Source organism: Bradyrhizobium sp. USDA 4353 (assembly GCF_054063215.1).
Genome location: NZ_JBSSGB010000001.1, coordinates 2,882,847 through 2,909,040 on the forward strand (window position 1 = coordinate 2,882,847; position 26,194 = coordinate 2,909,040).

Genomic DNA, 26,194 nt, shown 5'->3' on the forward strand with positions numbered 1-26,194 from the left:
ACCGGAGCCGGACTATGAACATCGATAAGAACCGAAGCAAGAACCGGCTTGGCCAGGACGCGCTCGAGCGCGTGATCGCATCCGTGGGCGGTGCGCGGCGCGTGGCCGATATCTACCCGCTGTCGCCGCTGCAGCGGGGGCTGCTGTTCCACAGCCTGTATGAGCCCGATGCGGCTGTTTACGTGATCTCGCTGGCGTGCCGGCTGCAGGGAGCGCTGGATACGGCCGCCCTCCAGCAGGCGTGGCGCCTCGTGGTGTCGCGGCACACGGTGCTGCGCACGGCCTTCGTCGGCCATGATCTCGACACGCCACTGCAGGTGGTGTTGCGCGAGGCCGAATTGCCGTTCCGTCATGAGGATTGGCGGTCACTGCCCACGGTCGAGCAGGACGCGCGCTTCGCCGAGCTGCAGCGGTCCGAGCGTAGCCGAAGCTTCGACTTCGCAAAGCCGCCCTTGATGCGGCTTTGCCTGGTCCGGATCGGTGACGACGATCATCGGCTGGTGTGGAACGTGCATCACATCGTGCTCGACGGCTGGTCGCTGCCGCTGCTGCTCGATGAGGTGTTCGCGGCCTATCAGGCGTTGAGCCGGCGCGAGGCGCCTGCGTTGTCTCATGTGCGTCCATTCAAGGACTACATCGGCTGGCTGCAGCGGCAGGACATGGCCAGAGCGGAAGCATATTGGCGCCGGCGCCTCGCCGGGTTCGACACGCCGTCCTCCTTGACACTGCCCCGTCCGTCTCGTGATCACGTCAGTGGGGAGCGTTACGCCACCCTCGATCGCGACCTGAAGGTCGATTTTTCCGCTCTCGAAGACTTCGCAAGAGAGCATAGGCTGACCCTCAACACGCTGGTGCAGGGCGCCTGGGCGCTGCTGCTCGGACGTTACGGCGGCTCGGATGAAGTTGTGTTCGGGGTCACGCTGTCGGGCCGGCCGGCTGAGCTCGCCGATGTCGAGCGCATGGTCGGGCTGTTCGTCAACACATTGCCGCTGCGGATCCAACTGTCCGGCGAGACCGCGGTGCTGGATTGGTTGCACGAGATCCAGGACAGGCAGAGCGAGCTGACGGACTATCAATATAGCCCGCTGCCCCTGGTGCAGCGCTGGAGCGAGCTGGACGACGGCAGCGCTCTGTTCGATAGCATCGTCGCCTATGAGAATTATCCGGTGGCCATGACAGCCGGCGCCGATGTCGCGCGACGCCTCCAGATCGGCGAGATCCAGACGACCGAGCGGACCAGCTATCCATTGACGCTTCAGATCGTCATCGAGCGCTCGATCACCGTCAACCTGATCTATGATGCCGAGCGGTTCGCAGCAGCCGCGATGGAACGAATGATGGCTCATCTCGGCCGTCTGCTTGGCGCGATCATCGCAGACCCTGCGCGGCAGCTCGGTACGATCTCGCCGTTGAGCGCAGAAGAGCGGCGCGAGTTGATCGCGCCTCCGACCAATGCAGCAGCGTTTCGCCCGACGAACTGCCTGCACGAGCTGTTCGCCTCGCAGGCCGAGCGCACGCCGGACGCCGTGGCCGTCAGCTGCGACGAACACATGCTCAGCTACGCCGCGCTGGACAAGCGCGCCAACCAACTGGCGCATCATCTGCGCGGGCTCGGCGTCGGTCCGGACGTGATCGTCGGGCTTTATGTCGAGCGCTCGATCGACATGGTGGTCGGCGTGCTCGGCATCCTCAAGGCGGGCGGCGCCTATCTGCCGCTCGACCCCAGCCATCCGCCGGAGCGGCTGGCGGGTATGCTGGAAGATGCCGGAGCGCACGTGCTGCTGACGCAGGATGCGTTGTTGCGGGAGATGCCGGCAACGCACGCTCCGGTGGTGCGCTTCGACGTTGATGCCGCGGCGATCGCACGTCATCCCTCCGCTGCGCCGGTGATCGCCTGCGATCCGGACAATCTCGCTTATGTGATCTACACCTCCGGCTCGACCGGGCGGCCGAAGGGCACGCTGATCAGCCACGCGAGCGTCGTGAGATTGTTCGCGGCGACGGATGCCTGGTTCGGCTTCGGCGCCCACGACGTCTGGACATTGTTTCATTCGCTGGCCTTCGACTTCTCGGTCTGGGAGCTCTGGGGCGCGCTGCTCAAGGGCGGCCGGCTGGTGGTGGTGCCGTACTGGGTCAGCCGCTCGCCGGACGATTTCCATGCGCTGCTGTCACGTGAAGGCGTGACCGTGCTGAACCAGACGCCTTCTGCCTTTGCCGCCCTCATCCGCGCGGATCGCGAGACGCAGCGGCCATTGGCGTTGCGCACCGTGATCTTCGGCGGCGAAGCCTTGAACTTCGCCGAGCTGGCGCCGTGGTTCGAGCGGCATGGCGATGTCACGCCGCAACTGATCAACATGTACGGAATCACCGAGACAACGGTGCATGTGACGTGGCGGCCGGTGCATCAGGCCGACATCGGCGCCGCTGCAAGCGCGATTGGACAAACCATTCCCGACTTGCAGGCCTATGTGCTCGGCCCACGCATGGAGCCGGTGCCGATTGGCGTTGCCGGTGAGCTGTATATCGGCGGCGCAGGCCTCGCGCGAGGCTATCTGCATCGTTCCGGTCTGACCGCGGAGCGGTTCGTGCCGAACCCGTTCGCGAAAGGCGAGCGGCTATATCGCACGGGAGATCTGGCGCGCTGGAGCGCAGTCGGCGCGCTGGATTATCTCGGCCGGATCGATCATCAGGTCAAGATTCGTGGCTTCCGAATCGAGCTTGGCGAGATCGAGGCGGCCTTGCTGGCACTGCCCGATGTGGAGCAGGCGGCGGTCGTGGTGCGCGAGGATGGCGGCGATCGCCGATTGGCCGCCTATGTCGTGCTTTGCGACGGCATCGCGCTCGATGCGGACCGCATGCGACGAGGGCTGCAGCAGAGCTTGCCGGACTACATGGTGCCGTCGGCGATCGTCGCGCTCGACGCGCTGCCGCTGACGCCGAACGGCAAGCTCGACCGCAAGGCGCTGCCGGCGCCGGAGCGTCTGTCGACCGACGGCTATGAGGCTCCGCGAAATCACGCCGAAACGATCCTGGCGGCCATCTTCGCAGACGTGCTCGGGTTGGATCGCGTCGGCATCCACGATGATTTCTTTGCGATCGGAGGTCATTCTCTGCTCGCCACCCAAATCGTCGCGCGTGCGCAGCAGGAGCTTAATGTCCAGGTGGCCCTGCGCGTTCTGTTCGAAGCGCCGACCGTCGCCGGCTTGGCCGACCGCTTGAGCCTCGCGCCGGAGAGCAACGCCGCGCCGCTGTTGCCTGTGTCGCGACAGCAACCGCTGCCGCTGTCGCATGCTCAGGAGCGGTTGTGGTTCGTGGAGCAGCTTGGGCTGTCGGGCAGCAGCTACACGGTCTCCGCGGCGGTGCGGCTCGTGGGCGCGCTGGATGTGGACGCGCTGTCGGCGGCCTTGAGCGAGGTGGTCCGGCGGCATGAGAGCCTGCGCACGCGGTTCGCGCGGCGCGGCGAGAGCGCGGTGCAACTGATCGATCCGCCTTGGCCTGTCGTGCTCTCGCCGGAGGTGGTCGCAACCGAGGAGACTGCGCGGCAGCGGCTGGCGGCGTTGATGCAGCAGCCGTTTGATCTTGCGCAGGACCGGCTGCTGCGCGTGGCATTGCTGCAGCTGTCGCCGGACATGCATGTGCTGGCGCTGTCGATGCATCACATCGTCTCTGACGGCTGGTCGATGGGCGTGCTGGTCGGCGAGATCGAGACGCTGTATGCGGCGTTCTGCGCCGGGCAGCCGGCGCCCTTGCCGGAGCTGCCGATCCAGTATGCCGACTACGCGCTATGGCAGCGGCGCTGGCTGGAAGAGACGGCGCTGCAGCGGCAGCTGGACTATTGGACGGCGCAGCTCGCCGGTGCGCCAGGGAGCATCGAGCTGGCGACCGACCGGCCGCGGCCGGCGGTGCCGAGCTTCCGCGGCGCGGTGCATCGGTTCGCGGTCGATCAGGCCTGCACGGCGGCGCTGACGCGGCTGGCGCGGCAGGACGGCGCGACGCTGTTCATGGTGCTGCTGGCGGCCTTCGATGTGCTGCTGTCGCGCTGGAGCGGCCAGAATGATTTGGTCGTGGGCACGCCGGTGGCGGGCCGGACACGGATCGAGACCGAGCGGCTGATCGGCTTCTTCGTCAACATGCTCGCCTTGCGCTGCGACCTCTCGGGGTCGGCGACGTTCCGCGACGTGCTGTGGCAGATGAAGGCGACCGCGCTGGATGCCTACGCGCATCAGGATCTGCCGTTCGAGAAGCTGGTGGAGGCGCTGCATCCGGTCCGCGACCTCAGCCGCGAGCCGGTGTTCCAGGTCGTGTTCGCGCTGCAGAACATGCCGCAGCGTTCGCGCGGTCTGCCCGGGCTGACATTGGAGCCGTTCGAGGCGGAGGCGGTGACGGCGAAGTTCGAACTCGAGCTGGCGATGAGCGAGGTCGAGGATGGGCTCTCGGCGACGCTGACCTACGCGACGGATCTGTTCGATGCGGCGACGATCGCGCGGCTCGCGGATCACTTCGTGCGGCTGCTTCGGGAGGTTGCGGCAAGGCCGGATGCGAGTCTGTCCGAACTGAGCCTGCTGAGTCCGGACGAGCGACAGCAGCTGGAATCGTGGAGCGGCAGTAGCGCCGCTTATGAGCAGGACCGCTGCCTGCATCAGCTGTTCGCCGCGCAGGTGGCACGCGATCCGGCCGCGCTCGCTGTCGTGATGGAGGGTGAGGAGCTCAGCTACGGCGCGCTGGAACGGCGAGCCAATCAGCTGGCGCATCATCTGCAGCGGCTCGGCGTCGGCCCTGACGTGATCGTCGGACTGTGCGTCGAGCGTTCGCTCGACATGGTCATCGGCGTGCTCGGCATCCTCAAGGCGGGCGGCGCCTATCTGCCGCTCGACCCACGTTATCCGGCGGAGCGGCTGGCTTATATGCTTGACGACGCCAAGGTCACCGTGCTGGTGACGCAGGCCGCGGTGCGCGAGCGCGTGCCGGCAACGGATGCGGTGGTGGTGCAGCTCGATGCAGATGCCGCTGGCATCGCCAAGCAGCCGGACACGGCGCCGCTGACGTCCTGCGATGCCGATCACCTCGCTTACGTCATCTACACCTCCGGTTCGACCGGACGGCCGAAGGGCGTGATGACGTCGCATCGCGGCATCATGAATCTGGCGGATGCGCAGCTCGACCAGCTGCCGCTCACGGCCAGCGATCGCATCCTGCAGTTCGCCTCGATCAGCTTCGATGCGGCGGTGTGGGATCTCGTGATGAGCTGGCGGGTCGGCGCGGCCCTGGTGCTGGCAGCCCAGCACGATCTGATGCCGGGCGAGCCGCTGCGCGAGCTGCTCGAACGCCAGCGGGTCACGGCGGTGTTGCTGCCGCCGGCGGCGCTCGCTGCGTTGCCGGTCGCGACCTTGCCAGACTTGAAGATCCTGATCGCGGGCGGCGAGGCTTGCACTGTGGAGCTGCTGCGCCCGTGGCTCGCGGGCCGCTCCGTATTCAATGCCTATGGTCCGACCGAGTCGAGCGTCTGCACGACGATGCATCGGTGCGGTGACGAGCGGCGTCCGCCGATCGGGCGGGCGCTGCCGAACACCCGTACTTACGTGCTCGATGCGCAGCTGGAGTCAGTGCCAATCGGCGTGGCTGGCGAGCTGTATATCGGCGGCGCAGGCCTCGCGCGCGGCTATCTGCATCGGCCGTCGCTGACGGCGGAGCGATTCATTCCGAGCCCGTTTTCATCGGGCGAGCGGCTGTATCGCACGGGCGACCTCGCGCGCTGGCGTGCCGATGGCGTGCTGGACTATCTCGGTCGGCTCGATCATCAGGTGAAGCTGCGCGGGTTCCGGATCGAGCTTGGCGAGATCGAGGCGGCGCTGCTGGCGCAAGCCGGCATCGCGCAGGCGGCGGTGGTGCTGCGCGAGGACGGCGGAGCCAAGCGGCTTGTGGCGTATGTGGTGGCGCAGCCGGACGCTCCCATCGATAGCGACACGCTGCGTCAGCAGCTGCAACGGAGTCTTCCGGACTACATGGTTCCCTCTGCAATCGTTGTCCTCAACTCTCTGCCGCTCACGCCGAACGGCAAGCTTGATCGCAATGCGCTGCCGGCGCCGGAGCGGCGGCGTGATCTCGACGGCCAGCTGCCGCGCAATCCCGTCGAGACCGTGATTGCTGGCCTGTTCGCCGATCTGCTTGGTCTCGAACGTGTCGGCATTCATGACAACTTCTTCGAGCTCGGCGGCCACTCATTGCTGGCCATGCAATTGCTGGAGCGCATGCGGGCCGCGCTCGGCGTCGCACTGTCGGTTCGTCTGATCTTCATGGCGCCGACGATTGCAGGCCTTGCCGAGCATGTCGAGCAGGCGCTGGCGAGCGAGATCGAGGCGATGTCCGCGGAGGAGATCGAGATGGCGCTGCAGGATCTCGATGGGATCGACATCGAACGCACGGCGTCTGTGGCCTGAGCTGGAGCATTAGGGATGACCGACATAGCGACGTTACGACGAGAGCTGCTGCAGCGTCGGCTCGCAGCCGCCGCGACGGGCCGCCAGCCTGGTCCGCCCGCGATCCCGCGTCTCGGCGAAACCGAAGCGCCGCTGTCGCATTCCCAGGAGCGGTTGTGGTTCGTGGAGCAGCTTGGGCTGTCGGGCAGCAGCTACACGGTCTCCGCGGCGGTGCGGCTCGTGGGCGCGTTGGACGTCGAAGCGCTGTCGGCAGCCTTGAGCGAGTTGGTCCGGCGGCATGAGAGTTTGCGCACGCGGTTCGCGGGGCGCGGCGAAAGCGCCGTACAACTGATCGATCCGTCTTGGCCGGTCGCGCTCTCGCCGGAGGCGGTCGCAACGGAGCAGGCGGCGCGGCAGCGGCTGGCGGCGTTGATGCAGCAGCCGTTCGATCTTGCGCAGGATCGGCTGCTGCGTGTGGCGCTGCTGCAGCTGTCGCCGGACATGCATGTGCTGGCGCTGTCGATGCATCACATCGTCTCTGACGGCTGGTCGATGGGCGTGCTGGTCGGCGAGATCGAGACGCTGTATGCGGCGTTCTGCGCCGGGCAGCCGTTGCCCTTGCCGGAGCTGCCGATCCAATATGCCGACTACGCGGTGTGGCAGCGGCGCTGGCTGGAAGAGACCGCGCTGCAGCGGCAACGGGACTATTGGACGGCGCAGCTCGCCGGCGCGCCAGGGAGCATCGAGCTGGCGACCGACCGGCCTCGGCCCGCGGTGCCGAGCTTCCGCGGCGCGGTGCACCGGTTTACGGTCGATCAGGCCTGCACGGCGGCGCTGACGCGACTGGCGCGGCAGGACGGCGCGACGCTGTTCATGGTGCTGCTGGCGGCCTTCGACGTGCTGCTGTCGCGCTGGAGCGGCCAGAATGATTTGGTCGTGGGCACGCCGGTGGCGGGCCGGACACGGATTGAGACCGAGCGGCTGATCGGCTTCTTCGTCAACATGCTCGCCTTGCGCTGCGACCTCTCGGGGTCGGCGACGTTCCGCGACGTGTTGCGGCAGATGAAGGCGACTGCGTTGGATGCCTATGCGCATCAGGATCTGCCGTTCGAGAAGCTGGTGGAGGCGCTGCATCCGGTCCGCGACCTCAGCCGCGAGCCGGTGTTCCAGGTCGTGTTCGCGCTGCAGAACATGCCGCAGCGATCGCGCGGTCTGCCCGGGCTGACATTGGAGCCGTTCGAGGCGGAGGCGGTGACGGCGAAGTTCGATCTCGAGCTGGCGATGAGCGAGGTCGAGGATGGGCTCTCGGGGACGCTGACCTACGCGACGGATCTGTTCGATGCCGCGACGATCGCGTGGCTTGCAGATCACTTCGTGCGGCTGCTTCGAGAGATTGCGGCACGGCCGGATGCGCGGCTGTCCGAGCTGAACCTGCTGAGCACTGACGAACGGCAGCAGCTCGAATCGTGGAGCGGCAGCAGTGCCGCCTATGCGCAGCACCGTTGCCTGCATGAGCTGTTCGCGGAGCAGGCGGCGCGCGATCCGGCCGCGCTGGCCGTGGTGATGGAGGGCCAGGAGCTCAGCTATGGCGCACTGGAGGGGCGGGCCAACCAGCTGGCGCATCACCTGCAGCGCCTCGGTGTCGGCCCCGACGTGATCGTCGGTCTGTGCGTGGAGCGCTCGCTCGACATGGTGGTCGGTGTGCTCGGCATCCTCAAGGCGGGCGGCGCCTATCTGCCGCTCGACCCACGTTATCCAGCGGAGCGGCTGGCTTATATGCTTGACGACGCCAAGGTCACCGTGCTGGTGACGCAGGCTGCGGTACGCGAGCGCGTGCCGGCAACGGATGCCGTCGTGGTGCAGTTCGATGCCGATGCTGCGGTGATTGCCGAGCAGCCGGAGACGGCCCCGTTCACGTCTTGCGATCCCGATCATCTCGCCTACGTCATCTACACCTCCGGCTCGACCGGGCGGCCGAAGGGGGTGATGACGTCGCATCGCGGCATCATGAACCTGGCGAATGCGCAGCTCGATCGGCTGCCGCTCACGGCCAGCGATCGTATCCTGCAGTTCGCCTCGATCAGCTTCGATGCGACCGTGTGGGACTTGGTGATGAGCTGGCGCGTCGGCGCGGCCCTGGTGCTGGCAGCCCAGCACGATCTGATGCCGGGCGAGCCGCTGCGCGAGCTGCTTCAAAGGCAGCGGGTGACGGCAGTGCTGCTGCCGCCGGCGGCGCTGGCCGCGTTGCCGGTCGCGACCTTGCCCGACTTGAAGATCCTGATCGCGGGCGGCGAGGCCTGCACGGCGGAGCTGCTGCGTCCGTGGCTCGCGGGCCGGGCCGTGTTCAACGCCTATGGCCCGACCGAGTCGAGCGTCTGCACGACGATGCATCGGTGCGGCGATGACCGGCGTCCGCCGATCGGGCGGGCGCTGCCGAACACTCGTACTTACGTGCTCGATGCGCAGCTGGAGCCAGTGCCAGTCGGCGTGGCTGGCGAGCTGTATATCGGCGGCGCAGGCCTCGCGCGCGGCTATCTGCATCGGCCCGGACTGACGGCGGAGCGATTCATTCCAAGCCCGTTTGCATCGGGCGAGCGGCTGTATCGCACGGGCGATCTCGCACACTGGCGCGCCGATGGTGTGCTGGACTATCTCGGGCGGCTCGATCATCAGGTGAAGCTGCGCGGGTTCCGGATCGAGCTTGGTGAGATCGAGGCGGCGCTGCTCTCGCAAACCGGTGTCGCGCAGGCGGCGGTGGTGCTGCGCGAGGACGGCGGAGCCAAGCGGCTGGTCGCGTATGTGGTGGCGCAGCCGGACGCCGTCCCCGACAGCGATACACTGCGTCAGCAGCTGCAGCGGAGTCTTCCGGACTACATGGTTCCCTCGGCAATCGTTGTCCTCAACTCTCTGCCGCTCACGCCCAACGGCAAGCTTGATCGCAATGCGCTGCCGGCGCCGGAGCGGCGGCGTGAGCTTGATGGTCAGTTGCCGCGCAATCCCGTCGAGACCGTGATTGCGGGGCTGTTCGCTGATCTCCTCGGCCTCGAACGGGTCGGCATTCACGACAACTTCTTCGAGCTCGGCGGTGACTCCATTCAGTCGATGCAGCTGGTGTCGCGGGCGCGGGCGGCGGGCCTTGCGATCACGCCGCGGCAGATCTTTCAGCATCAGACCGTCGCGGCGCTGGCGCAGGCGGCAGCTGCCTCCCAGGCTTCGGTCGAGGCCGACGATCCGCTGCAGCCTTCGCCGCTGACGCCGATTCAACGCTGGTTCTTCGAACGATCAGGGCCCATCCATCACTTCAACCAATCCGCGCTGCTGCAGGTCCCGCCGGATATCAAGCCGGCCCGGCTCGAACGCGCGCTGGCGTCGCTCCTCATCCATCACGATGCGCTGCGCAGCCGCTTCCTGCGCGACGAGTCCGGCTGGCGGCAGGAGCCGCGCCCGGTTGCAGACGTCGCCGTCACGCTCACGCATGTCGACGTCGCCGAGCTGGCGCCGGAGGCTCGGGTCGAGCAGCTGCACGCCGCCGCCGCCACGCTTCAGAACAGCCTCGATCCCGCGACGGGCCGGCTCGTCGCTGTCGCCTGGTTCGATTTCGGCGCTGAGACCCCGGGACGCCTGCTGCTCGTCATCCATCATCTGGTCGTCGACGGCGTCTCCTGGCGCATCCTCGTCGAGGACCTGATGGCCGCCTATGAGCAGCTCGCGCGCGGCGACGCTGTCAACCTGCCGGCAAAGACGACGTCGTTCAGCCAGTGGACAACGCGGCTGGCCGACCACGCGCACGCGCCCGACACCGTGCAGCAGCTCGACCTCTGGACCTCGATCTGTCGAGATGCTCCGCTCCTGCCGGTCGACCGCGCAACCGGCGCGCGCCCCGCGACTTACGGCGACACGGATTCCCTGACGATCGATCTGTCTGAGGACGACACGCAGGCGCTGCTGACAATCGTGCCGAAAGCCTATCACAGCCGCATCAACGACGCCCTGCTGGCGGCGCTCGCGATCGCCCTGGCGGATTGGCGCGCGGCGCGCGGCGGCAACGAGACCATCAGCCTCGTCGATCTCGAAGGGCATGGCCGCGAAAGCATCTTCCCGAGCGTCGATCTGTCGCGCACCGTCGGCTGGTTCACCACGATGTTTCCGGTGCGGCTCGATGCTGGACAAATCGACCTGGCTGACGCCATCCGTGGCGGGCCCGCCGCGGGCGTGGTGCTCAGGCGGATCAAGGACCACCTGCGCGACGTCCCGGATGGCGGCATCGGCTGGGGGCTGTTGCGCTATCTGAATCAGGACACGGCAAAGATCCTGCAAGACCTGCCGCGTGCGTCGATCAGCTTCAACTATCTCGGACGGTTCGACGAGCGCGGCGCGGCCGGCTGGGCCGCGGCGTCGGAAGACACCGGTCCCGCGATCGCCGCTGAGCGCGAACGCGAGCACCTGATCGAGGCGGTGTCGGTGATCCGCGGCGGCACATTGCTGGTCGAGTGGCGCTGGTGGCCGGAGGCGCATGACCGCGCGTCGATCGCGGATCTGGCCGAGCGCTTCAGGGCGGCGCTGAAGGGCATGATCGCGCATTGCCGCGCCTGCGAGCGCAGCCAGTTCACGCGGTCCGATCTCCCATTGGTCGCGCTCGACGAGTCCAGGCTCGTAAGCCTGCAGCAGCGCTACCCGGATATGGAGGACATCTGGCCGCTCGGCCCGATGCAGCAGATCATGCTGAGCCATGCGCGCCGCGCTCCGGACAGCATCGCCTATCACGAGCAGCTTCAATTGACGCTCGACGGCGCGCTCGATGCCGGCGCGCTCGAGACGGCGTGGCGTGGCCTGATCGCGCGGCACGGTTCGCTGCGCGTCGCGTTTCCGGATGACGGGGAGGCACCGGTCCAGATCGTGCGGCGGACGCCCGATCCGCGCTGGCGCTTCATCGATGGGGCGGAGCTGCCGCAGGATGGCGTGGACGCGCAAGTGGAGGGGTTCCTGCTCCAGGACAGAAAGGCCCGGTTCGACCTCGCCGGCGGCGACGTGCTGCGGGCGTCGCTGCTGCGCCAGTCGCGCACCCGTCACATGCTGGTTCTGAGCTTCCATCACATCCTGTTGGACGGCTGGTCCGTGCCGCTCGTGCTGCGCGAGCTGCTGGCGCTCTATCAGGCCGCGCGCCTGATGCGGCCGGCGTCGCTGCCGGCGCCGGTGTCGTATCGCGAGGCCCTGTCCTGGCAGGGCGCGGCGAATGTCGCGCTCACCCGCGAGTTCTGGACCAGCCGCCTGCGCGGCGTCGAGCTTCCCAACCGGCTCGACCTCATCAGTGGCAGCGCGCAAGAGAACGCAGACGCGGCCGGCGAGGTGCAGGCGCGCATTCTCGAACGCTTGACGGCCAAGATCCAGGCCGCCGCGCAAGCATTGCGGCTTACGACGAATACGCTGGTTCAGGGCGCCTGGAGCCTGGCGCTGGCGCGCCACGCCAACACCGGCCGCGATGTGCTGTTCGGCATGACCACGGCGGTCCGGCCGGCGGATGTCGCTGGAGTCGAGCAGATCATCGGGCTGTGCACCAACACGCTGCCACGGCGGGTGACGCTGGCCCCCGAGATGCGTCTCTCGGACTGGCTGGCGGAGCTGCAGGCGCGGCAGGCCGACGAGCAGATGCACGACCGCTGCCTGATGAGCGACATCTGCGGCTGGCTTGATCTGCCGGGCGATCAGCGGCTGTTCGAGTCCGTCGTCGTGTTCGAGAACTATCCGACCGGTCATGCGCTCACCGCTCGCGAGGCGACGGCGCCCGACGACATCAACGTCGTGTCGTTCGAGAGCGTCGAGGCAGGCATCGATTTCCCGCTGTGCCTCGTGGCCTCCGTCGACAGCTGCATGAGCTTCCGCCTGATCTTCGGCCGGCGGCGGTTCGACGCGGATGCCGTCGCGCGCCTGCTCGACGATGTCGTCGAGCTGATGCTCGCGATCACAGCCGATCCCGAGCGACGGCTTGCCGATCTCTTACCGGGCCAACAGCCCTCCGCCGCTACGCCGCGCGCCCCGTTCACGGGGATGGTGACGGACGCGACAGCATATGTGGATGCGCGATGACCGGCCATCGCGAGGCGGCCGGCACGGCGGAGGCGGTCGCCGACATCGTGCCGGAGCCTGACGCGATCCCGCACGTAGCGGCGGCCCCGTCGCTGTGGTGGCCGCTGGCGCGCTTCGCGATTCCGCAATCGGCCAGCGCGGCGCTGCAATTGCTGTCCGGAACGGTCACCGCGATCTATTTCGGCCAGCTGCTCGGCGGCTCCGCGCTCGCCGTCGCCTCGGTGTTCTTTCCGATCTTCTTCCTGCTGGTCTCCTTTCTCATCGGCCTGATCTCCGGCGGCATCGTGCTCGTGGCGCGGGCGCATGGCGCTGACGATCCCGATGGGGTCAGGCGCGCCGCCGGCACCACGCTGTGCGTCTGCGTCTGCCTCAGCGTGGCGATCGCCGCCATCGGCTATGGCTTCGCGCCCGCGCTGCTCGGGCTGATGGCCACGCCGCCGGACATCATCGCATCGGCCATCGACTATGCGCACGTCACCTTCCTCTCGCTGCCACCGGTGACATTGCTGTTCGCCTATGCCTTTCTTCTGCGCGGCACGGGCGATGCGAAGACGCCGCTGATCGTGATGATCGTGTATTTCGGCACCTCCATGCTGCTGACGCCGGCCCTGATCCTGGGCTGGGGCGGATTGCCGAGATGCGGCGTCACCAGCGCCCCCCTGGCCAACATCGCCGCCTGCGCCGTCGCGCTGCCGGTCCTCGTGATGCTGCTGCGCCGGCAGGGCCATCCCATAGCGCTCGGCCGCGAGATGATCCGGCGGCTGCGGATCGACCGCGCGCTCGTCGGCCCGTTCTTCGGCCTCGGCATTCCCGGCGGCGTGCAGACCATGGTGGCGTCGCTGGCCGAGGTCGCGGTGATCACGTTGGTCAATTCGTTCGGGTCGAGCGCGACGGCGGCGTATGGCGCGGTCAACCAGGTGATCGGATATCTGCTCGCGCCGATGCAGGCCGTGGGCCTCGCCGCGACCGTGATCGCGGCGCAGTCGATCGGCGCCAGGCAGTTCGGACAACTGCACCGGGTGGTGCGATCCGCGGCGGTCATGAACGTCGTGGTCGGCGCCGTCAGCGTCGCGGGGCTGCTGCTGTTCGCGGAGACGATCCTGTCCTGGTTCGTCACCGATGCTGCGACCCTGGCGATGGCGGAGCGCGCTCTCAAGCTCATGCTGTGGAGCTACGTCCTGGTCGGACTAGCCGACGTGATCGTCGGCGTGATGCGGGCGTCGGGAACGGTGGCGTGGCCGACGGTCATCGCGCTCTCCGGAATCTGGCTGGTTCAAGTGCCCGCCGCCTATCTCTGCTCCGGCGCCGCCGGCCTGGACGGAGTCTGGCTCGGCTATCCCGCCGGCTTCGCTGCGGCCTTGCTGGCGCAGCTCGCTTATTTCAGCCTGATCTGGACACCTCGCGCCGAGCGCTGACAAGACCGCACGCGTCTCCGCAGCCTCGCGGCGCGCTCTCGCGTCCGAGCTTTGCTTGTCAGGACGCCCTTTCAGAAGAAGGGCGCAGGGAAGGCCGGGTGCAGGCCGCACCCATGGCCCGCCTGCAGAAAGAGTAGCAGGCGGCAGTCACCACAGGATTGGCCGAACAACCGGCCTTCCCTGCGCGGTGGATTTAACGGCTGCTCCGTGCTCTCCCAGGGGACCGGGCTTGCTTGCCCCCGTCATCGGCATCGTAACCGACCAAGACACCAGCATCGGGGTGTCGGGACCACACGGCTTGACCGTCCGCTAGGGCATCGTTCGTCCGCACGCGAAACGCGCACGCCGACCCCACGCGGCCACCGCATCCCCCGCTCCACGGTCCGTGACGATCGCGAAACGCCCCTTCTAGCCGAGCAGGAGACGGCGGGGAGGATCGACCTGATTTGCCCGACGACACAAGGCCGGATTTGCCCGACGGAATGCGGCAGATTGGCACGACGGGCAGTTTTGGGGGCGGTGGCTGTAGGTGGCTATTGCCCGACGGGTGCGCAATACGAGAAAAGGCCAAGACAACGCGAACTAGCTTCCTAGCGATCATCTGCTTAGTTTGGTGCACCCCCACCGCAACGAGCGGATGAGGTGCGCAGGTGTGAGGCGTCCGGTCTATTGTTGCTCGGTCTGAACTCGAAAATCGTCGGATGTACCGATCAGCCAGACCGTAGGATCGAACTCGGCAAGCCGAGCCTGGATTCTTATGACCATCGCGTCGAGGTACAGTAGCAAATTAGGGTCTGTGATTTCCTCCTTGATCTGTTCGATCATTTGGATTGCTAAAAGTAGAGATGCTCTTTGGAAGTGGGAGGTGCAGGATTCAGGATCTTTCCCGCGCATAAGATTGCGGAGTTGCTTGTCGACCGAGCCATCATCTTCTCGAGGGTCGATTGTAACGTGATGCAGAAACTGACCAGTCCTATGCGGCGGTAGCGGAAAATGATGTGATAGAACGACGATCTTGAAGTAATCAAGATCCCGTTCGTACACATCAATATTTGGCTGCGGTCCAAAAAGTGCTCCTGCCGCTCCAACGAAGACGGCGTACAGCAAAGTCATTGGCTCATCAATTGGCGTGAGACGCGCGCGAGCTGCCTTATCGCTAGACGCGATTAGGTATCGATCAATCGCGAGGTTAGGGCATCGCCTGATGAATAGAGGTTGGAATCCAGTATTCGACTTTACTGCATCCGTAAGTGCGGTCGATCTATACATTGAGTGATCGCTCAAGAATATTTCGTGTGTGATTGTATTGAATTCGCTGCTGTTTGGGCTTTTGTGCACCGAGTACTTCTGGTGGACGATCTTGGGGTTGTCTGGAGAAAACTCAAACGTCTCGGCAAAACCGAAGCCGATTGTGAGGTCGCCGTTTTTGCGCTGGAGAATTGAAAACAGGTTCCTATCATTCTCAGAGACCGCGATTGTAAATCTTATCTTTTGTTGGGGCATGCGTCGTCCGTGATTGAGTTTGAATCAGAAAATCTGAGAACAGCACGCTTAACGTCTGGGCTTCGACCGGTAGGATGAAGAAACTAATCAGCGGTTGATCAAAGATTGCGATGCAACGAGAAGGGCGACATTCTCTCTATCTTACTGCAGATTTTACGGCAAACTCAGCGTTCGCTAAAAATCCAGGCCTATACCAACGCACGCCCGCCGTTCCGACAACATCATGATGTCAGACGCCCGAATAGCATCGGCAGCAGGACGGCGTCGGCGATGCGGCGGGAGAGGTGGGCGCTGACGCGATCCGGGCTGTTGCAAAATGCCTAGTGAATGTTTGGATTGCGCAGCGCGCTGGGGTCTCGTCGGCGCTGCCGCGTCCCTTGGAGCGCCGCGCAGCACTGTCATGATCTCCCGCGATCGGAGGACGCTCGTGGGACGGTCCTGTGATAGGGTCGGCTCGACCGTGTCGGGGTCGAGAGACGCTTGCCTCGTCGAACAACCAGCAAGACCTCTCGCCCGCCAATCCCGGAGGGACGTGTCATGCCTCACATCAGATCGTTTCGTTTCTCGGCCCTCCCAGCAGCCGTGCTGGGCGCGGTGCTGCTGCTGGCCGGTGCTGTCCGCAGTGAGCCGTTGTCGGCCGGGCTGGTCGAGCAGTTGCGGGCGGGGGGCCATGTCATCGTGTTTCGCCATGGGGCGACGGTGGCGGCGGCGGCCAAGGTGGATTCGATGAGCCGGCCGAATGTCCCGGCGCAGCGGCAGCTCAATGACGAGGGGCGGGCGCAGGCCAGGGCGATCGGCGAGGCGCTGCGCAAGCTGAAGATCCCGGTGGCCCAGGTGCTCACCAGCACGGTGCAGCGGGCCGTCGACACCGGCAGGCTGTTCGGCCTCGGCGAGGTCGCCACGACCAGCGATCTGGCCGAGAGCGGGCCGGAGAGCTCAGCCGAGGATAATGAGCGGCGCGCGCAGGCGCTGCGCAGGCTCGTGGCCACCGCGCCGCCGGCCGGCGGCAATGTCGTCCTTGTGTCGCACAAGCCGAACCTCGTCGATGCGTTCGGCGCCGGCTGGTCGGACGTGCGCGAGGGCGAGGCGTCGGTGTTCCAGCCGGACGGCAAGGGTGGCACCCGGCTCGTCGCCCGTGTCTCCGCGACGGCATGGACGGAGCTGGCCGCGGAGGCCCATTGAGCGCGGCGGCGCGGCGCTGAGGCTGCGAACGGGGGGCCGGCGTGGCACTGGCCTGCGACCACGAAAGTCGCTCTCGCGTCAATCGGGACTGCTATGCTGCATCGCCTCAACAGGAGATGCCGCCGATGATCACACGCCGACTCGCAGCCGCGCTGGCCGGATTTGCGCTGGCCATGCCCACCCTCGCCCTCGCGCAGGACGCGCCGATTGAGGAGCAGCTCGTCAATGCCATGAACAAGGTGTTCGGCGTCCATGCCGGCTTCCGCGCCAATCACGCCAAGGGCGTGGTGGTCGAAGGCAAGTTCAAGCCGTCTGCGGAGGCAGCAAGCCTGAGCAAGGCGGCTTTGTTCAGCGGCGGCGAGATTCCGGTGACGGTGCGGTTCTCGGACTCCACCGGCGTGCCGAACCTGCCCGACGGCTCCGACGACGCCAACCCGCACGGCATGGCGGTGAAGTTTCATCTTGCCGACGGCAGCGACGTGGACCTCGTGATCAACTCGCTGAAATTCTTCCCGGTGTCGACGGCGGCGGAGCTGCGCGATTTGTTCCTGGCGATCGCCGAGTCCGGGCCGACTGCGGCCAAGCCGACCAAGCTCGAGCAGTTCATCGGCAGCCACCCCTCGGTGCCGGCGGCGCTCGGCACCATCGCGACGCCCGACAGCTTCGCCAACGAGGCCTATTTCGGCGTCAACGCTTTCGTGCTCGTCAACAAGGCCGGCGAGAAGCAGGCCGTGCGCTGGCAGATGCTGCCGGAGAAGGTGGTGCATCTCGACAAGGCCGAGGCGGCCAAGCGCGCGCCGGACTACCTGATGGCCGAGCTGCCGGAGCGGCTGAAGCAGGGGCCGGTCAGCTTCCGCTTCAAGGCGCAGCTTGCGGCCGCCGGCGACGACACCAAGGACCCGGCGAAGCCGTGGCCGGAGGATCGCAAGCTCGTCGAGCTCGGCGTGCTGACGATCGACAAGGCGGTCGCCGACAGCGACGCCGCGCAGAAGAAGCTGTTGTTCCTTCCGGGCCAGCTCACCGACGGCATCGAGGCCTCGGACGATCCGATGATCGACATCCGCAACGGCGCCTACGCGGTCTCGTTCTCCCGGCGCAATCCGTAAGTCCTGAAGGCAGCGCGCATGATGTGAGCATCGTGCGCGCTGCGGCCGCTGTGACGGAAGCGCGCTCGGCGCGATCCGCCGAGGGACGCAATGTGATGGCATTGCGGCGGCCCCTGCGAGCTTCGGTCGCGAGATCGATCGGCTCTCGCCACATTCGCTTCCATTGCGGCGCGGCTGCGCCATTCTTTGTCCCGATCGATGGCGACGCGCGGCGGTATGATCATAGCAGCGGCGTTGCCGATGAGCGTCACCCGCGCCGTCGCGTGTCGCATCGAGGGCACATTGATCTCATCGCGACTGCGACATCGCATCTAACAACCACGACGAGTAGTTCGCCCCGCGCTGGTCTCGCCGCTTCGCAGCCTGGTCGCGAAACAGCCTATGGCAAAGGGTGCATCCGCATCTCTGTGTGACGCGCAGCGCGTTCATTCGTCGACGAACGATCCCGCCCTCTCCGCACTCTGCGACGTAATCATGTCCGCCATCGCTGGATTTTGCCTGAATTCTGCATCTTCGATGCAACACTCGAAACGGAAGTGTTAACGGCGGACCGCCGCGATCCGCATTCCGCAGCAATGACATTTTTCAATTCAGATCGCGACACAATCTGACCCTCCTGATGCGGCCGTCGTTGTTGCGGCACGTGTTCAGGAGTTATGAGTTCGATGCGTCGCGTATTTGGCGTGTGTCTTTGCCTATCGACTTTCGCAGGAAGTACGACATCGGTCTGGGCGACTGATCTCGCCCTGCCGCCCCCGCTCCCGCCGCCAGACGTCTTCGCCTATAGGTGGAGTGGCTGCCACGCCGGCGCCAACGCCGGGATGGCGTGGTCGCGTCAGCAGCAGGGCTGGAGCCAGCTCGCCAATGCCGGCGCTGCGCCCGCGCAGCCTGCGCCACAGCCTGCGGGCAACGCCAACAACCCGCCGGTGGTGAAGCCGCCAGTGGTTGCAAACCCGGCGCCGAACCCGCCGCCGCCGAACAACCCCGGCGGGAATGGTGGCGGCAAGCCGCCGGACAACAAGCCTCCGTACAACAAGCCGCCCTATAACAAGCCGCCGCATGATGGCGATCATGGCGGTGGCTGGTGGAAGCCAACCAAGCCCCCTGTGTGCGAAAAGGATCACGACGGCGGGTACAGCAAGGCGCCCAACAAGCACGATCACGACGACCATCATTGGCCGCAGGTCGGGTCGAAAGGTGGCGACAAGCCGTCGTGGCCGGGGCAGGGGCCGTCCAAGGACAAGGACGACGACTACAAGAACGTCAAGTACAGCGACAACTGGTTCGGCAAGCGTCACGACGACGACCACGACAAGTCGGGCGGCTGGTCGCAGCTGCACTCCAACGGCTATTCCGACCGCTCGACCTGGCTGCATCACGACAAGGACGACGACAAGAAGGGCGGCAGCTGGGGTGGCAAGAAGGATGATGCCGACAAGCCCGTCTCATATGGCTGGTCGAAGCAGCCGGCGAAGAGCGACAGCTACGCCTGGATGAAGCCGGATCACGATGACAAGAAGGGCGGCGGCTACGGCTGGGGCGGCAAGCCGAAGGACGACGACGACCATGGCAAGGGCGGCTACGGCAAGCCTGACAAGGATCATTGGGAGCAGCACGGCAACAACGACTATCACGGCGGATGGCCGTATCAGCCGGGCAAGCCGGGCTGGCCGCCGAAGAACCCGCCGCCGAAGGATGGCGGTGGACAGAAGCCGCCGCCGCAGGGCAACAACAACCCGCCGGTGCAGAATCCGCCTGTCCAGAATCCGCCCGTGCAGAATCCGCCCGTGGTGGGTGGCGGCAATGTCGCGCCGCTGCCGGTCGCGGCCGTGCAGATCCCGACCGCCATCTCCAGCAATGGCAGCGACGTCGTCGGTGGCCTGCAGCTCGGCTGCGACTATGAGTTCGACCGTATCGTCGTCGGCATCCAGGCGATGGCCGATCTCGGCAACATCAACGTGACAGGTCCGCTCGCGCCGGGGCTTTCGCTGAGCACACGCACCAGCAACCTCTATACGGCCACGGTGCGCGCGGGCTATCTGGTCACGCCGGAGATCCTCGCTTATGTCCGCGGCGGCGCGGCGTGGACGCGCACCAACGTCACCGTCACCAACACCGCCACCGGGCAGTCCTCGAGCGTTGCCTTCAACCGCAGCGGCTGGACGGTCGGCGCCGGCGTCGAGTGGATGTTCGCCCGCAACTGGTCGGCCTTCGCCGAATATGACTACGCCGATTTCGGCACCGCCACTGGCGTGCTGCCGGGCGCGGCGGCGATCACCGGCGGGCCGAACGTCGTCAGCCAGAAGACGCAGCTCCACACCGCGATGATCGGCGTGAATTACCGGTTCGAGATGCTGTCGCGCGGCGGACGCTGAGCGACGGACACTATCCTTTAAAGACGAGAGGCCGCCCGGTGATCCCGGGCGGCCTTTTTGTTGTGCGTGCGCCGTCTGGTATTGAACGTTTCGGCGGCGCGCAGGGACAAAAAGGTCCTATCGTCGGAAGCACCGTCGACGATGTCGCGTGCAGGACCACGGAGAATCGGATGAAGATCGTCTCACATGCGCTGCTGGCTGCTTGCGCGCTCCTGCTCGCGATCTCAGGCGGCCGCGCGCAGGCGCCGCTCGTCGACGAGGCGGCGGCGCCGAGCGAGCCGTATCAGGGGCCGTTCGCCTATGACGAGGAGCAGATCGTGGTGGCGCGGTCTCCCGCCGAGGCGGTGTCGTTCGATCTGCCGCCGGGCCTCGCCTTGCGCGACTACGAGGCCTCGCCTGCTGGCACCGAGGTCGCGGTCATCGTCGAGGATTCCTCGCGCCGCCAGCAGGTGGCGTTCTGGGCATTCGGCCGCGACGGCTTCTCCCGCCGGATCGATGTGCCCGCACAGACGCGGCTTGCCTCGCTCACCTGGCACCCCCAGGGCAGGGCGGTGTTCCTGCTGGCTGCGGGCGAGCGCGGGTCGCAGATCCTCAAGCTCGATGCCAAGGCGGCGAGCTTCAAGGCGCAGACGGTCTATTCCAGCGCAGCGTCGTTGCGGCGGCTGGTGGTCGGGCCGCGGCCCTATGAGGTGAGCGGCGAGACGGCGCCGGTGCTGCGGCTGTTCTTCGGCGAGAAGCTTGCCAGCGGCGCCTATGCGCTGCGCACGGTCACCGAGACCGGCAAGGGTCTCTACACCGTGGTCGGGCCGCAGCGCGATGCCGGCAAGACGGACGACGAGGAGACGCCGAACACGACCATCGCACCCTCGGCGCTGCCGCTGCAATTCCATCCCGCCGGCAATCAGCTGGTGTGGGAGGATGGCAAGAGGTGCCTGCACAAGCTGAGCTACGCCGCCGACAATTGGGGCAAGAGCGCGCCGTTCGGCCGCGACTGCGGCCATACGCTAACCTACACGCCGAACGGCATCGCCACGATCGACTGGCAGCCGGGGCAGCCCGGCATCCGCATCAAGGGCCTGATCGACGGCTCCGATCAGGCGGCGCTCGGCGACTACAAGCTCGACTCCGTGCCGTCGCAGATGCCGGACGGACGCGGCGTCATCGCGCTGACGGCGAATGGTCCGACCAAGACCCTGCGCTACCTGCCGATCTCGGTGCCGCTCGCCGATGTCGCCAATGCCTGGATGTATATGGAGAGCGCCGCCGACCAGCAGGCCTTCCTGCGCGACCGCGGCCTGTTCCGGAAGCTGCCGGAGCTGGACCAGCTGTTCAAGCTCTACGACACCGAGTCCTATCAATGCGGCGCGCCCGATACGCGGGTGCCGACGCGGCCTTATCTCGTCACCACCGATTTGTTCTGGGAATTGTACAGCGCGGCCTTCGATGGCCTGTTCATCATTCTCGAGCGCGAGCAGGCGGGGCCCGCCTTCGCCCGCTTCGTCGCCGCGGCTGACGCCGAGCTTGCCAGGCGCCATCCGGGCAGCCGCATGGCCAAGGCGTTCGCCGCGGCGCATGCCGTGCTCGACGGCCGCAGCGAATCGAATGCGGAAGCGCGCCTGATCGTCGCAGCCCGCGGCTCCGAGCAATCGGTGGCGCTGCAGGCGCCGCTGGACTTCGCGCAGTTCAAGCCGCGCGGGCACTACACCACCGATGCGCAGAAGCGCTATTTCGGCGCGGTGCGCTATCTCAGCGCGCTGCCGCTGTCGGCCGAGGACACCGCGATGCTGCGCGGTCTCGATGCGGTCGTGGCCAAGGCCGCGACCGACTGGATCGCCGTCTACCGGCCGTTCATCGCCTCGTCGCGGCTCGACCTCGTCTGGGGCGGCGCCGCCTCGACCATCGCCTCGCATCCGGATAACAGCGGCACGCGGCTGTTCCCGCTCTCCTGGGGCTGGGACAATGAGGCGCTCGACAATGTCGTCGATCATGCCGAGCGGCCGGGCGCCGAGCGCATCACGTCGCGCGACGGCGGCTCGCGCCTGTTGCCGTCGGGTCTCGACTTCGCGGCCATAGCCGGCAACCGGCTGGCAGGCGAGCTGCTCAGCCGCGACATCGCCACCTATCCCAATCTCGCCGGCCGCATCGCGGCCGTGCGCCAGCGTTTTGCGGCCGCCGGAGGCAAGTCGCGCAGCGGCCTCTACGATTCCTGGATCGCGGCGCTGGCCACGCAATGGGCCGACACGACGACAACGTCTGCGGTCGCAGGCCCGGTGTGGAACGCGAAGCGCCTGCAAACGGGTCTCGCCTCATGGGCGACGCTGCGCCACGCCACCGTGCTGGTCAACGACAAGACGGTGGCCGAATGCGGCGAGGGCGGCTTCGAGGCGATCGTGATGCAGCCGCCGCGCGGCTATGTCGAGCCCGATCCCGCAAGCTTCGCGGCGATCGCCGATCTGTTCGAGGCGACCATCGCGATGGTGCGGGACAACCGGAGCCTCGCAGCCGATGCTGCGGCGAATGCACGGCTGCGCGACGGCATCATCCGGCGCCTGACCGAATCCCGCGATACCATCCGCAAATATCAGGGGATCGCCGAGAAGGAGTTGAAGGGCGAGGCGCTCAGCGCTGACGACTACAAGCTGATCCAATATGTCGGCCGCGCCGCCGAGCACAACTTCCTGATCTTCTCCAGCCTGTCGAACCCGCAATATGCGCTGTCCAACCCCGATCCGATGATGAAGGTGGTCGACGTCGCCGATGCGCCGGGACAAACGCGCGAGCTCGGCGTCGGCCGGCCGCTCGAATGGGACCAGATCGTGCCGCATAACGGCCGTGCACAGATCGTCAAGGGCGGCGTCTATTCCTACTATGAGTTTGCCTCGCCGCAGCCGATCGATGATGCCCAGTGGCGCAAGATGGTCGATGCGCAGCCGCGGCCGGACTGGGTGTCGCGATATCTCTCCGCCAACGTGCTGTCCTGTCCGGCGCGTCAGCCGTGATGCGGAGCGTGCTGGCGCTGCTGCTCGCGCTTGGCGTGGCCACGGCAGAGGCGGCGGAGCCTGATCCGACGCGGCTGCTGTTCACCGGCGATATCATGCTGTCGCGGCAGGTGGCGCGGGAGATCGACGCCCGCCGCGGCCTGTCGCCATGGCATGGCCTGCGCGACATGCTCCGGCGCGCCGATGTCGTGGTCGGCAATTTCGAGGGCACCGTCGGCGCGGCCGAGGCGTGCGACGCGCCGAAGGAGCTGTGCTTCGCGGTCGCGCCGCCTCTGCTGCCGCTGCTCAAGGATGCCGGCTTCACCGCGCTCGGCATCGCCAACAATCATTCGGGTGATCTCGGCGCCGCCGGGCGCAAGGCGACGCGCGAGGCGCTGCAGGCGGCCGGGCTCGGCGCGATCGGATCGGCAGAATCTCCGGCCTTCCTCAAGGTCCGCGGGCGCACGCTGGCGCTGATCAGCCTCAATCTCGTCGCTGGCCGTGACGGCCAGATCGATCAGGTGCCGTCCTGGCAAGTCGCGCAGAAGCTGCGGCTGGCGCGCGCGCTGGCGGACTGGGTGATCGTCTCGGTGCATTGGGGCAAGGAGCTTGCCGACTGGGTTGTGCCCGAGCAGGAGGCGGCGGCGACATGGCTGGTCGCGCAGGGCGCCGATCTCATCATCGGCGCGCATCCGCATGTGGTGCAGCCGCCCGCCTGCGTCGCCGGCAAGCCGGTGTTCTATTCGCTCGGCAATCACGTGTTCGACCAGAAATATCCGCAGACCAGGCGCGGCCTGATCGCGGATTGCGAGATCAAGGACGATCGGTTGAGCTGCGGCGGCCTGGCGACCAGGACCCCTGATGGCTCGGCCTATCCCGCCTTGGCGGCCGCACAGGACCAGCCGCAGGCAGCCCTCGCGCAATGCTCCGTCAAGGCGAGCGCACCGTTGCGCGTGGCGGGCCAAGCCATCAGTCCCTGGATCCGCGACGGCGAGATCGTCTCGGACCGTCTCGTGCTCGAAGGCCGCGCCGAGGCGAGCCACTGGCGCACGCCGCCGCGTGCCCTGATGTCAGTGGAAGCCGGGCGTCTCTTTGCCGATCAGCCGCCGCTGCTGTTCACGCTCGAGCGTCATGCCTCGCCGATCGACGGCGAGGACGGCCCGCGTCCCTATGTCTACGAGGTCACGCCGCATGGCCTGGTGGCGAAGTGGCGCGGCTCGGCGCTGGCCTGGCCGCTGCTCGATGCGGTGCTGATCGCCGATGCTGCCGGGCAGTCCTATCTCTGCGCCCTGCATCGCGGCGATTCCTTCATCATGCTGGATACGGCGACGCCGACGGCGACGCGGACCCAGGTCTATGCCTGGAACGGCTTCGGCTTCACCGGCGTGAGCGACGGTGCGCTCGATGCGCGTTGCAGACAGCGCTTCGACCTCGGCGGCTGAGCGAATAGTCGGGTCACGCGCCGGCTTGGCCGTCGTCGAGCAGCTTGGCCACGCGCCGCAGCGCGAGCTGATAGCCCTGGGTGCCCAGGCCTGCGATCACGCCGTCGGCGCGCTTGGAGACGAAGGAGTGGTGGCGGAATTCCTCGCGCTTGTGCACGTTGGAAATGTGCACCTCGATGACCACGCGGTCGAACGCGTTCAGCGCGTCGAGGATCGCGACCGACGTGTGGGTGAACGCGGCCGGATTGATGACGATCGCAGCGGCAGTCTCGCGCGCCTCGTGAATCCAGTCGATCAGCTCATATTCGCGGTTCGACTGATGGAAGCTGATCGCCAGCCCGAGCTCCGCCGCGAGCGCCCGGCAGTCCCGTTCCACATCGGCCAGGGTCTCATGGCCATAGATGTCAGGCTGGCGCTTGCCCAGCAGGTTCAGGTTGGGGCCGTTGAGAACGTAGACGAGGCGGCTCATGGGAGAACTCCGGTTCGGATGCGCTGCACCTGCGCTAGCCGTCGGGACGTGCTTGCCATGAAGCGCGCGCGTTTGGCAACCTCGGCGGCTCGCCGCGGTGTTCGAGCGCGTTCCTCGGTCTCGCGCCTGCGCTGAGCCCGCTCCGGCCCTCGCCTTGACGCGGATCAAGGCCGGGTGCTGTAGTCATCCCAATATGACGGCAAGACCCGCGGGGACGGTCACCGACCGCAGGGGCAGGGGAGAACCGGAGGAGGAAGATGGGGCGGTCGCCCAATAATTCCCATTCGGATCGTGTGCTCGACGTCGTGGCCAAGGGGGCGCCGGAGGTGTCTGCGCTGGCCGCCTCGTGGCGCCGCTCCGGTCATCTCCATGCGCTCGATCCTGCGACCCATGCACCGTCCCGCCGTCTGACGGCTAGCGAGATCACGGTGGCGCGCGAGCGCCTGGGGCGACTGCTGGCGATCGCGCAAGCGAGCCTCGACCGGCTGTTTCTCGCCGTCGGCGGCGTCGGCTGCTCGGTGCTCTTGGCTGATGCCGACGGCACCGTGCTCGACCGGCGCGGGGCCCGCGGGGACGATGCGACGTTCGAGGCCTGGGGATTGTGGACCGGCGCGGTGTGGAGCGAGCGGCACGAGGGCACCAATGCGATCGGCACCTGCCTTGTCGAGAAGCGGCCGCTGACCATCGATCGCGACCAGCATTACCTCACCCGCAATTCCCGGCTGTTCTGCACGACCGCGCCGATCTTCGATGAGCATGGCCAGCTCAGGGCGGCACTGGACGTGTCGTCGTGCCGGACGGATCTGACCGAAGGCTTTGGCCGCCTGATCGCGACCACGGTGGCCGATGCTGCGCGCCTCATCGAGGCGGAGAATTTTCGCCAGGCGTTTCCGCAGGCGCGCATCGTGCTGACGCCGGAGAGCGAGCGCGAGATCAACTCGCTGCTCGCGGTGGACAGCAACGATCTCGTCATCGGCGCCACGCGCGCGGCGCGCCGCGTGCTCGGCCTGTCGGCCTCGGCGCTGGCGCGGCCGGTCCCGGCGAGCGACCTGATCAGGGGCGCGCGAAGCGAGAGTGACGACATCGACGCGGCCGAGCGCGCGGTGCTGAAGCGCGCGCTGGCGCGCGCAGGCGGCAACGTCTCGAAGGCCGCCAAGGAGCTCGACATGTCGCGCGCCACCCTGCATCGAAAGATGAAGCGGCTCGGGCTGGAGCGCTGACGCG

11 protein-coding genes are annotated in these 26,194 nt (G+C 66.9%); 9 read left to right on the plus strand and 2 right to left on the minus strand.

Annotated elements, in window-relative coordinates; all coding sequences use genetic code 11:
* Positions 1-14: 14 nt before the first annotated feature.
* From ACVILH_RS12870 to ACVILH_RS12880, 3 genes are read left to right on the plus strand one after another with little or no spacing between them, the layout of a single operon-like run.
* Positions 15-6,437 (plus strand): amino acid adenylation domain-containing protein, encoded by a 6,423-nt coding sequence (locus ACVILH_RS12870; protein WP_456713214.1) that lies wholly within the window; start codon positions 15-17, stop codon positions 6,435-6,437.
* A 15-nt stretch (positions 6,438-6,452) separates the two neighbouring features.
* Positions 6,453-12,500, plus strand: coding sequence for an amino acid adenylation domain-containing protein (locus ACVILH_RS12875; protein WP_456713215.1), 6,048 nt, complete (start codon positions 6,453-6,455; stop codon positions 12,498-12,500).
* Complete coding sequence (locus ACVILH_RS12880) at positions 12,497-13,915, plus strand: MATE family efflux transporter (RefSeq protein ID WP_456713216.1); 1,419 nt, start codon at positions 12,497-12,499, stop codon at positions 13,913-13,915. Before ACVILH_RS12875 ends, ACVILH_RS12880 begins: the two co-directional genes overlap by 4 nt.
* 666 nt (positions 13,916-14,581) lie before the next feature.
* Here the strand turns inward: ACVILH_RS12880 and ACVILH_RS12885 are convergent.
* Positions 14,582-15,418 (minus strand): hypothetical protein, encoded by an 837-nt coding sequence (locus tag ACVILH_RS12885; RefSeq protein WP_456713217.1) that lies wholly within the window; start codon positions 15,416-15,418, stop codon positions 14,582-14,584.
* 537 nt (positions 15,419-15,955) lie between these two features.
* Between ACVILH_RS12885 and ACVILH_RS12890 the strand changes: the two genes are divergently transcribed.
* From ACVILH_RS12890 to ACVILH_RS12910, 5 genes are all read left to right on the plus strand, one after another.
* Positions 15,956-16,600 (plus strand): histidine phosphatase family protein, encoded by a 645-nt coding sequence (locus ACVILH_RS12890; protein WP_456713218.1) that lies wholly within the window; start codon positions 15,956-15,958, stop codon positions 16,598-16,600.
* Between the two features lie 125 nt (positions 16,601-16,725).
* Entirely contained in the window at positions 16,726-17,706 is a 981-nt protein-coding gene (locus ACVILH_RS12895; RefSeq protein ID WP_456713219.1) for a catalase family peroxidase, read from the plus strand.
* Between the two features lie 821 nt (positions 17,707-18,527).
* A complete protein-coding gene (locus ACVILH_RS12900; protein ID WP_456713220.1) occupies positions 18,528-20,081 on the plus strand; it encodes an outer membrane protein in 1,554 nt (517 codons plus the stop codon).
* Positions 20,082-20,251: 170 nt separating this feature from the next.
* Positions 20,252-23,080 (plus strand): DUF3160 domain-containing protein, encoded by a 2,829-nt coding sequence (locus ACVILH_RS12905; protein ID WP_456713221.1) that lies wholly within the window; start codon positions 20,252-20,254, stop codon positions 23,078-23,080.
* Positions 23,080-24,501: a CapA family protein gene (locus tag ACVILH_RS12910; RefSeq protein WP_456716962.1), complete on the plus strand. Its 1,422-nt coding sequence runs from the start codon at positions 23,080-23,082 to the stop codon at positions 24,499-24,501. The genes ACVILH_RS12905 and ACVILH_RS12910 overlap by 1 nt, the downstream gene beginning before the upstream one ends.
* 13 nt (positions 24,502-24,514) lie before the next feature.
* Here ACVILH_RS12910 and aroQ read toward each other — a convergent pair whose 3' ends face one another.
* Positions 24,515-24,970: a type II 3-dehydroquinate dehydratase gene (aroQ, locus tag ACVILH_RS12915; RefSeq protein WP_456713222.1), complete on the minus strand. Its 456-nt coding sequence runs from the start codon at positions 24,968-24,970 to the stop codon at positions 24,515-24,517.
* A 257-nt stretch (positions 24,971-25,227) separates the two neighbouring features.
* On the opposite strand from aroQ, the gene ACVILH_RS12920 reads away from it, so the two are divergent.
* Entirely contained in the window at positions 25,228-26,190 is a 963-nt protein-coding gene (locus tag ACVILH_RS12920; protein ID WP_456713223.1) for a helix-turn-helix domain-containing protein, read from the plus strand.
* Positions 26,191-26,194: the final 4 nt, after the last annotated feature.

What these genes read in the sequence shown, in the direction of transcription:
- ACVILH_RS12900 (WP_456713220.1), top strand. Translation starts at nt 18,528, where the DNA reads ATGGCGTGGTCGCGTCAGCAGCAGGGCTGGAGCCAGCTCGCCAATGCC.
- ACVILH_RS12905 (WP_456713221.1), top strand. Translation starts at nt 20,252, where the DNA reads ATGAAGATCGTCTCACATGCGCTGCTGGCTGCTTGCGCGCTCCTGCTC.
- ACVILH_RS12885 (WP_456713217.1), bottom strand. Translation starts at nt 15,418, where the DNA reads ATGCCCCAACAAAAGATAAGATTTACAATCGCGGTCTCTGAGAATGAT.
- ACVILH_RS12880 (WP_456713216.1), top strand. Translation starts at nt 12,497, where the DNA reads ATGACCGGCCATCGCGAGGCGGCCGGCACGGCGGAGGCGGTCGCCGAC.
- ACVILH_RS12920 (WP_456713223.1), top strand. Translation starts at nt 25,228, where the DNA reads ATGGGGCGGTCGCCCAATAATTCCCATTCGGATCGTGTGCTCGACGTC.
- aroQ (WP_456713222.1), bottom strand. Translation starts at nt 24,970, where the DNA reads ATGAGCCGCCTCGTCTACGTTCTCAACGGCCCCAACCTGAACCTGCTG.
- ACVILH_RS12910 (WP_456716962.1), top strand. Translation starts at nt 23,080, where the DNA reads ATGCGGAGCGTGCTGGCGCTGCTGCTCGCGCTTGGCGTGGCCACGGCA.
- ACVILH_RS12890 (WP_456713218.1), top strand. Translation starts at nt 15,956, where the DNA reads ATGCCTCACATCAGATCGTTTCGTTTCTCGGCCCTCCCAGCAGCCGTG.
- ACVILH_RS12875 (WP_456713215.1), top strand. Translation starts at nt 6,453, where the DNA reads ATGACCGACATAGCGACGTTACGACGAGAGCTGCTGCAGCGTCGGCTC.
- ACVILH_RS12895 (WP_456713219.1), top strand. Translation starts at nt 16,726, where the DNA reads ATGATCACACGCCGACTCGCAGCCGCGCTGGCCGGATTTGCGCTGGCC.
- ACVILH_RS12870 (WP_456713214.1), top strand. Translation starts at nt 15, where the DNA reads ATGAACATCGATAAGAACCGAAGCAAGAACCGGCTTGGCCAGGACGCG.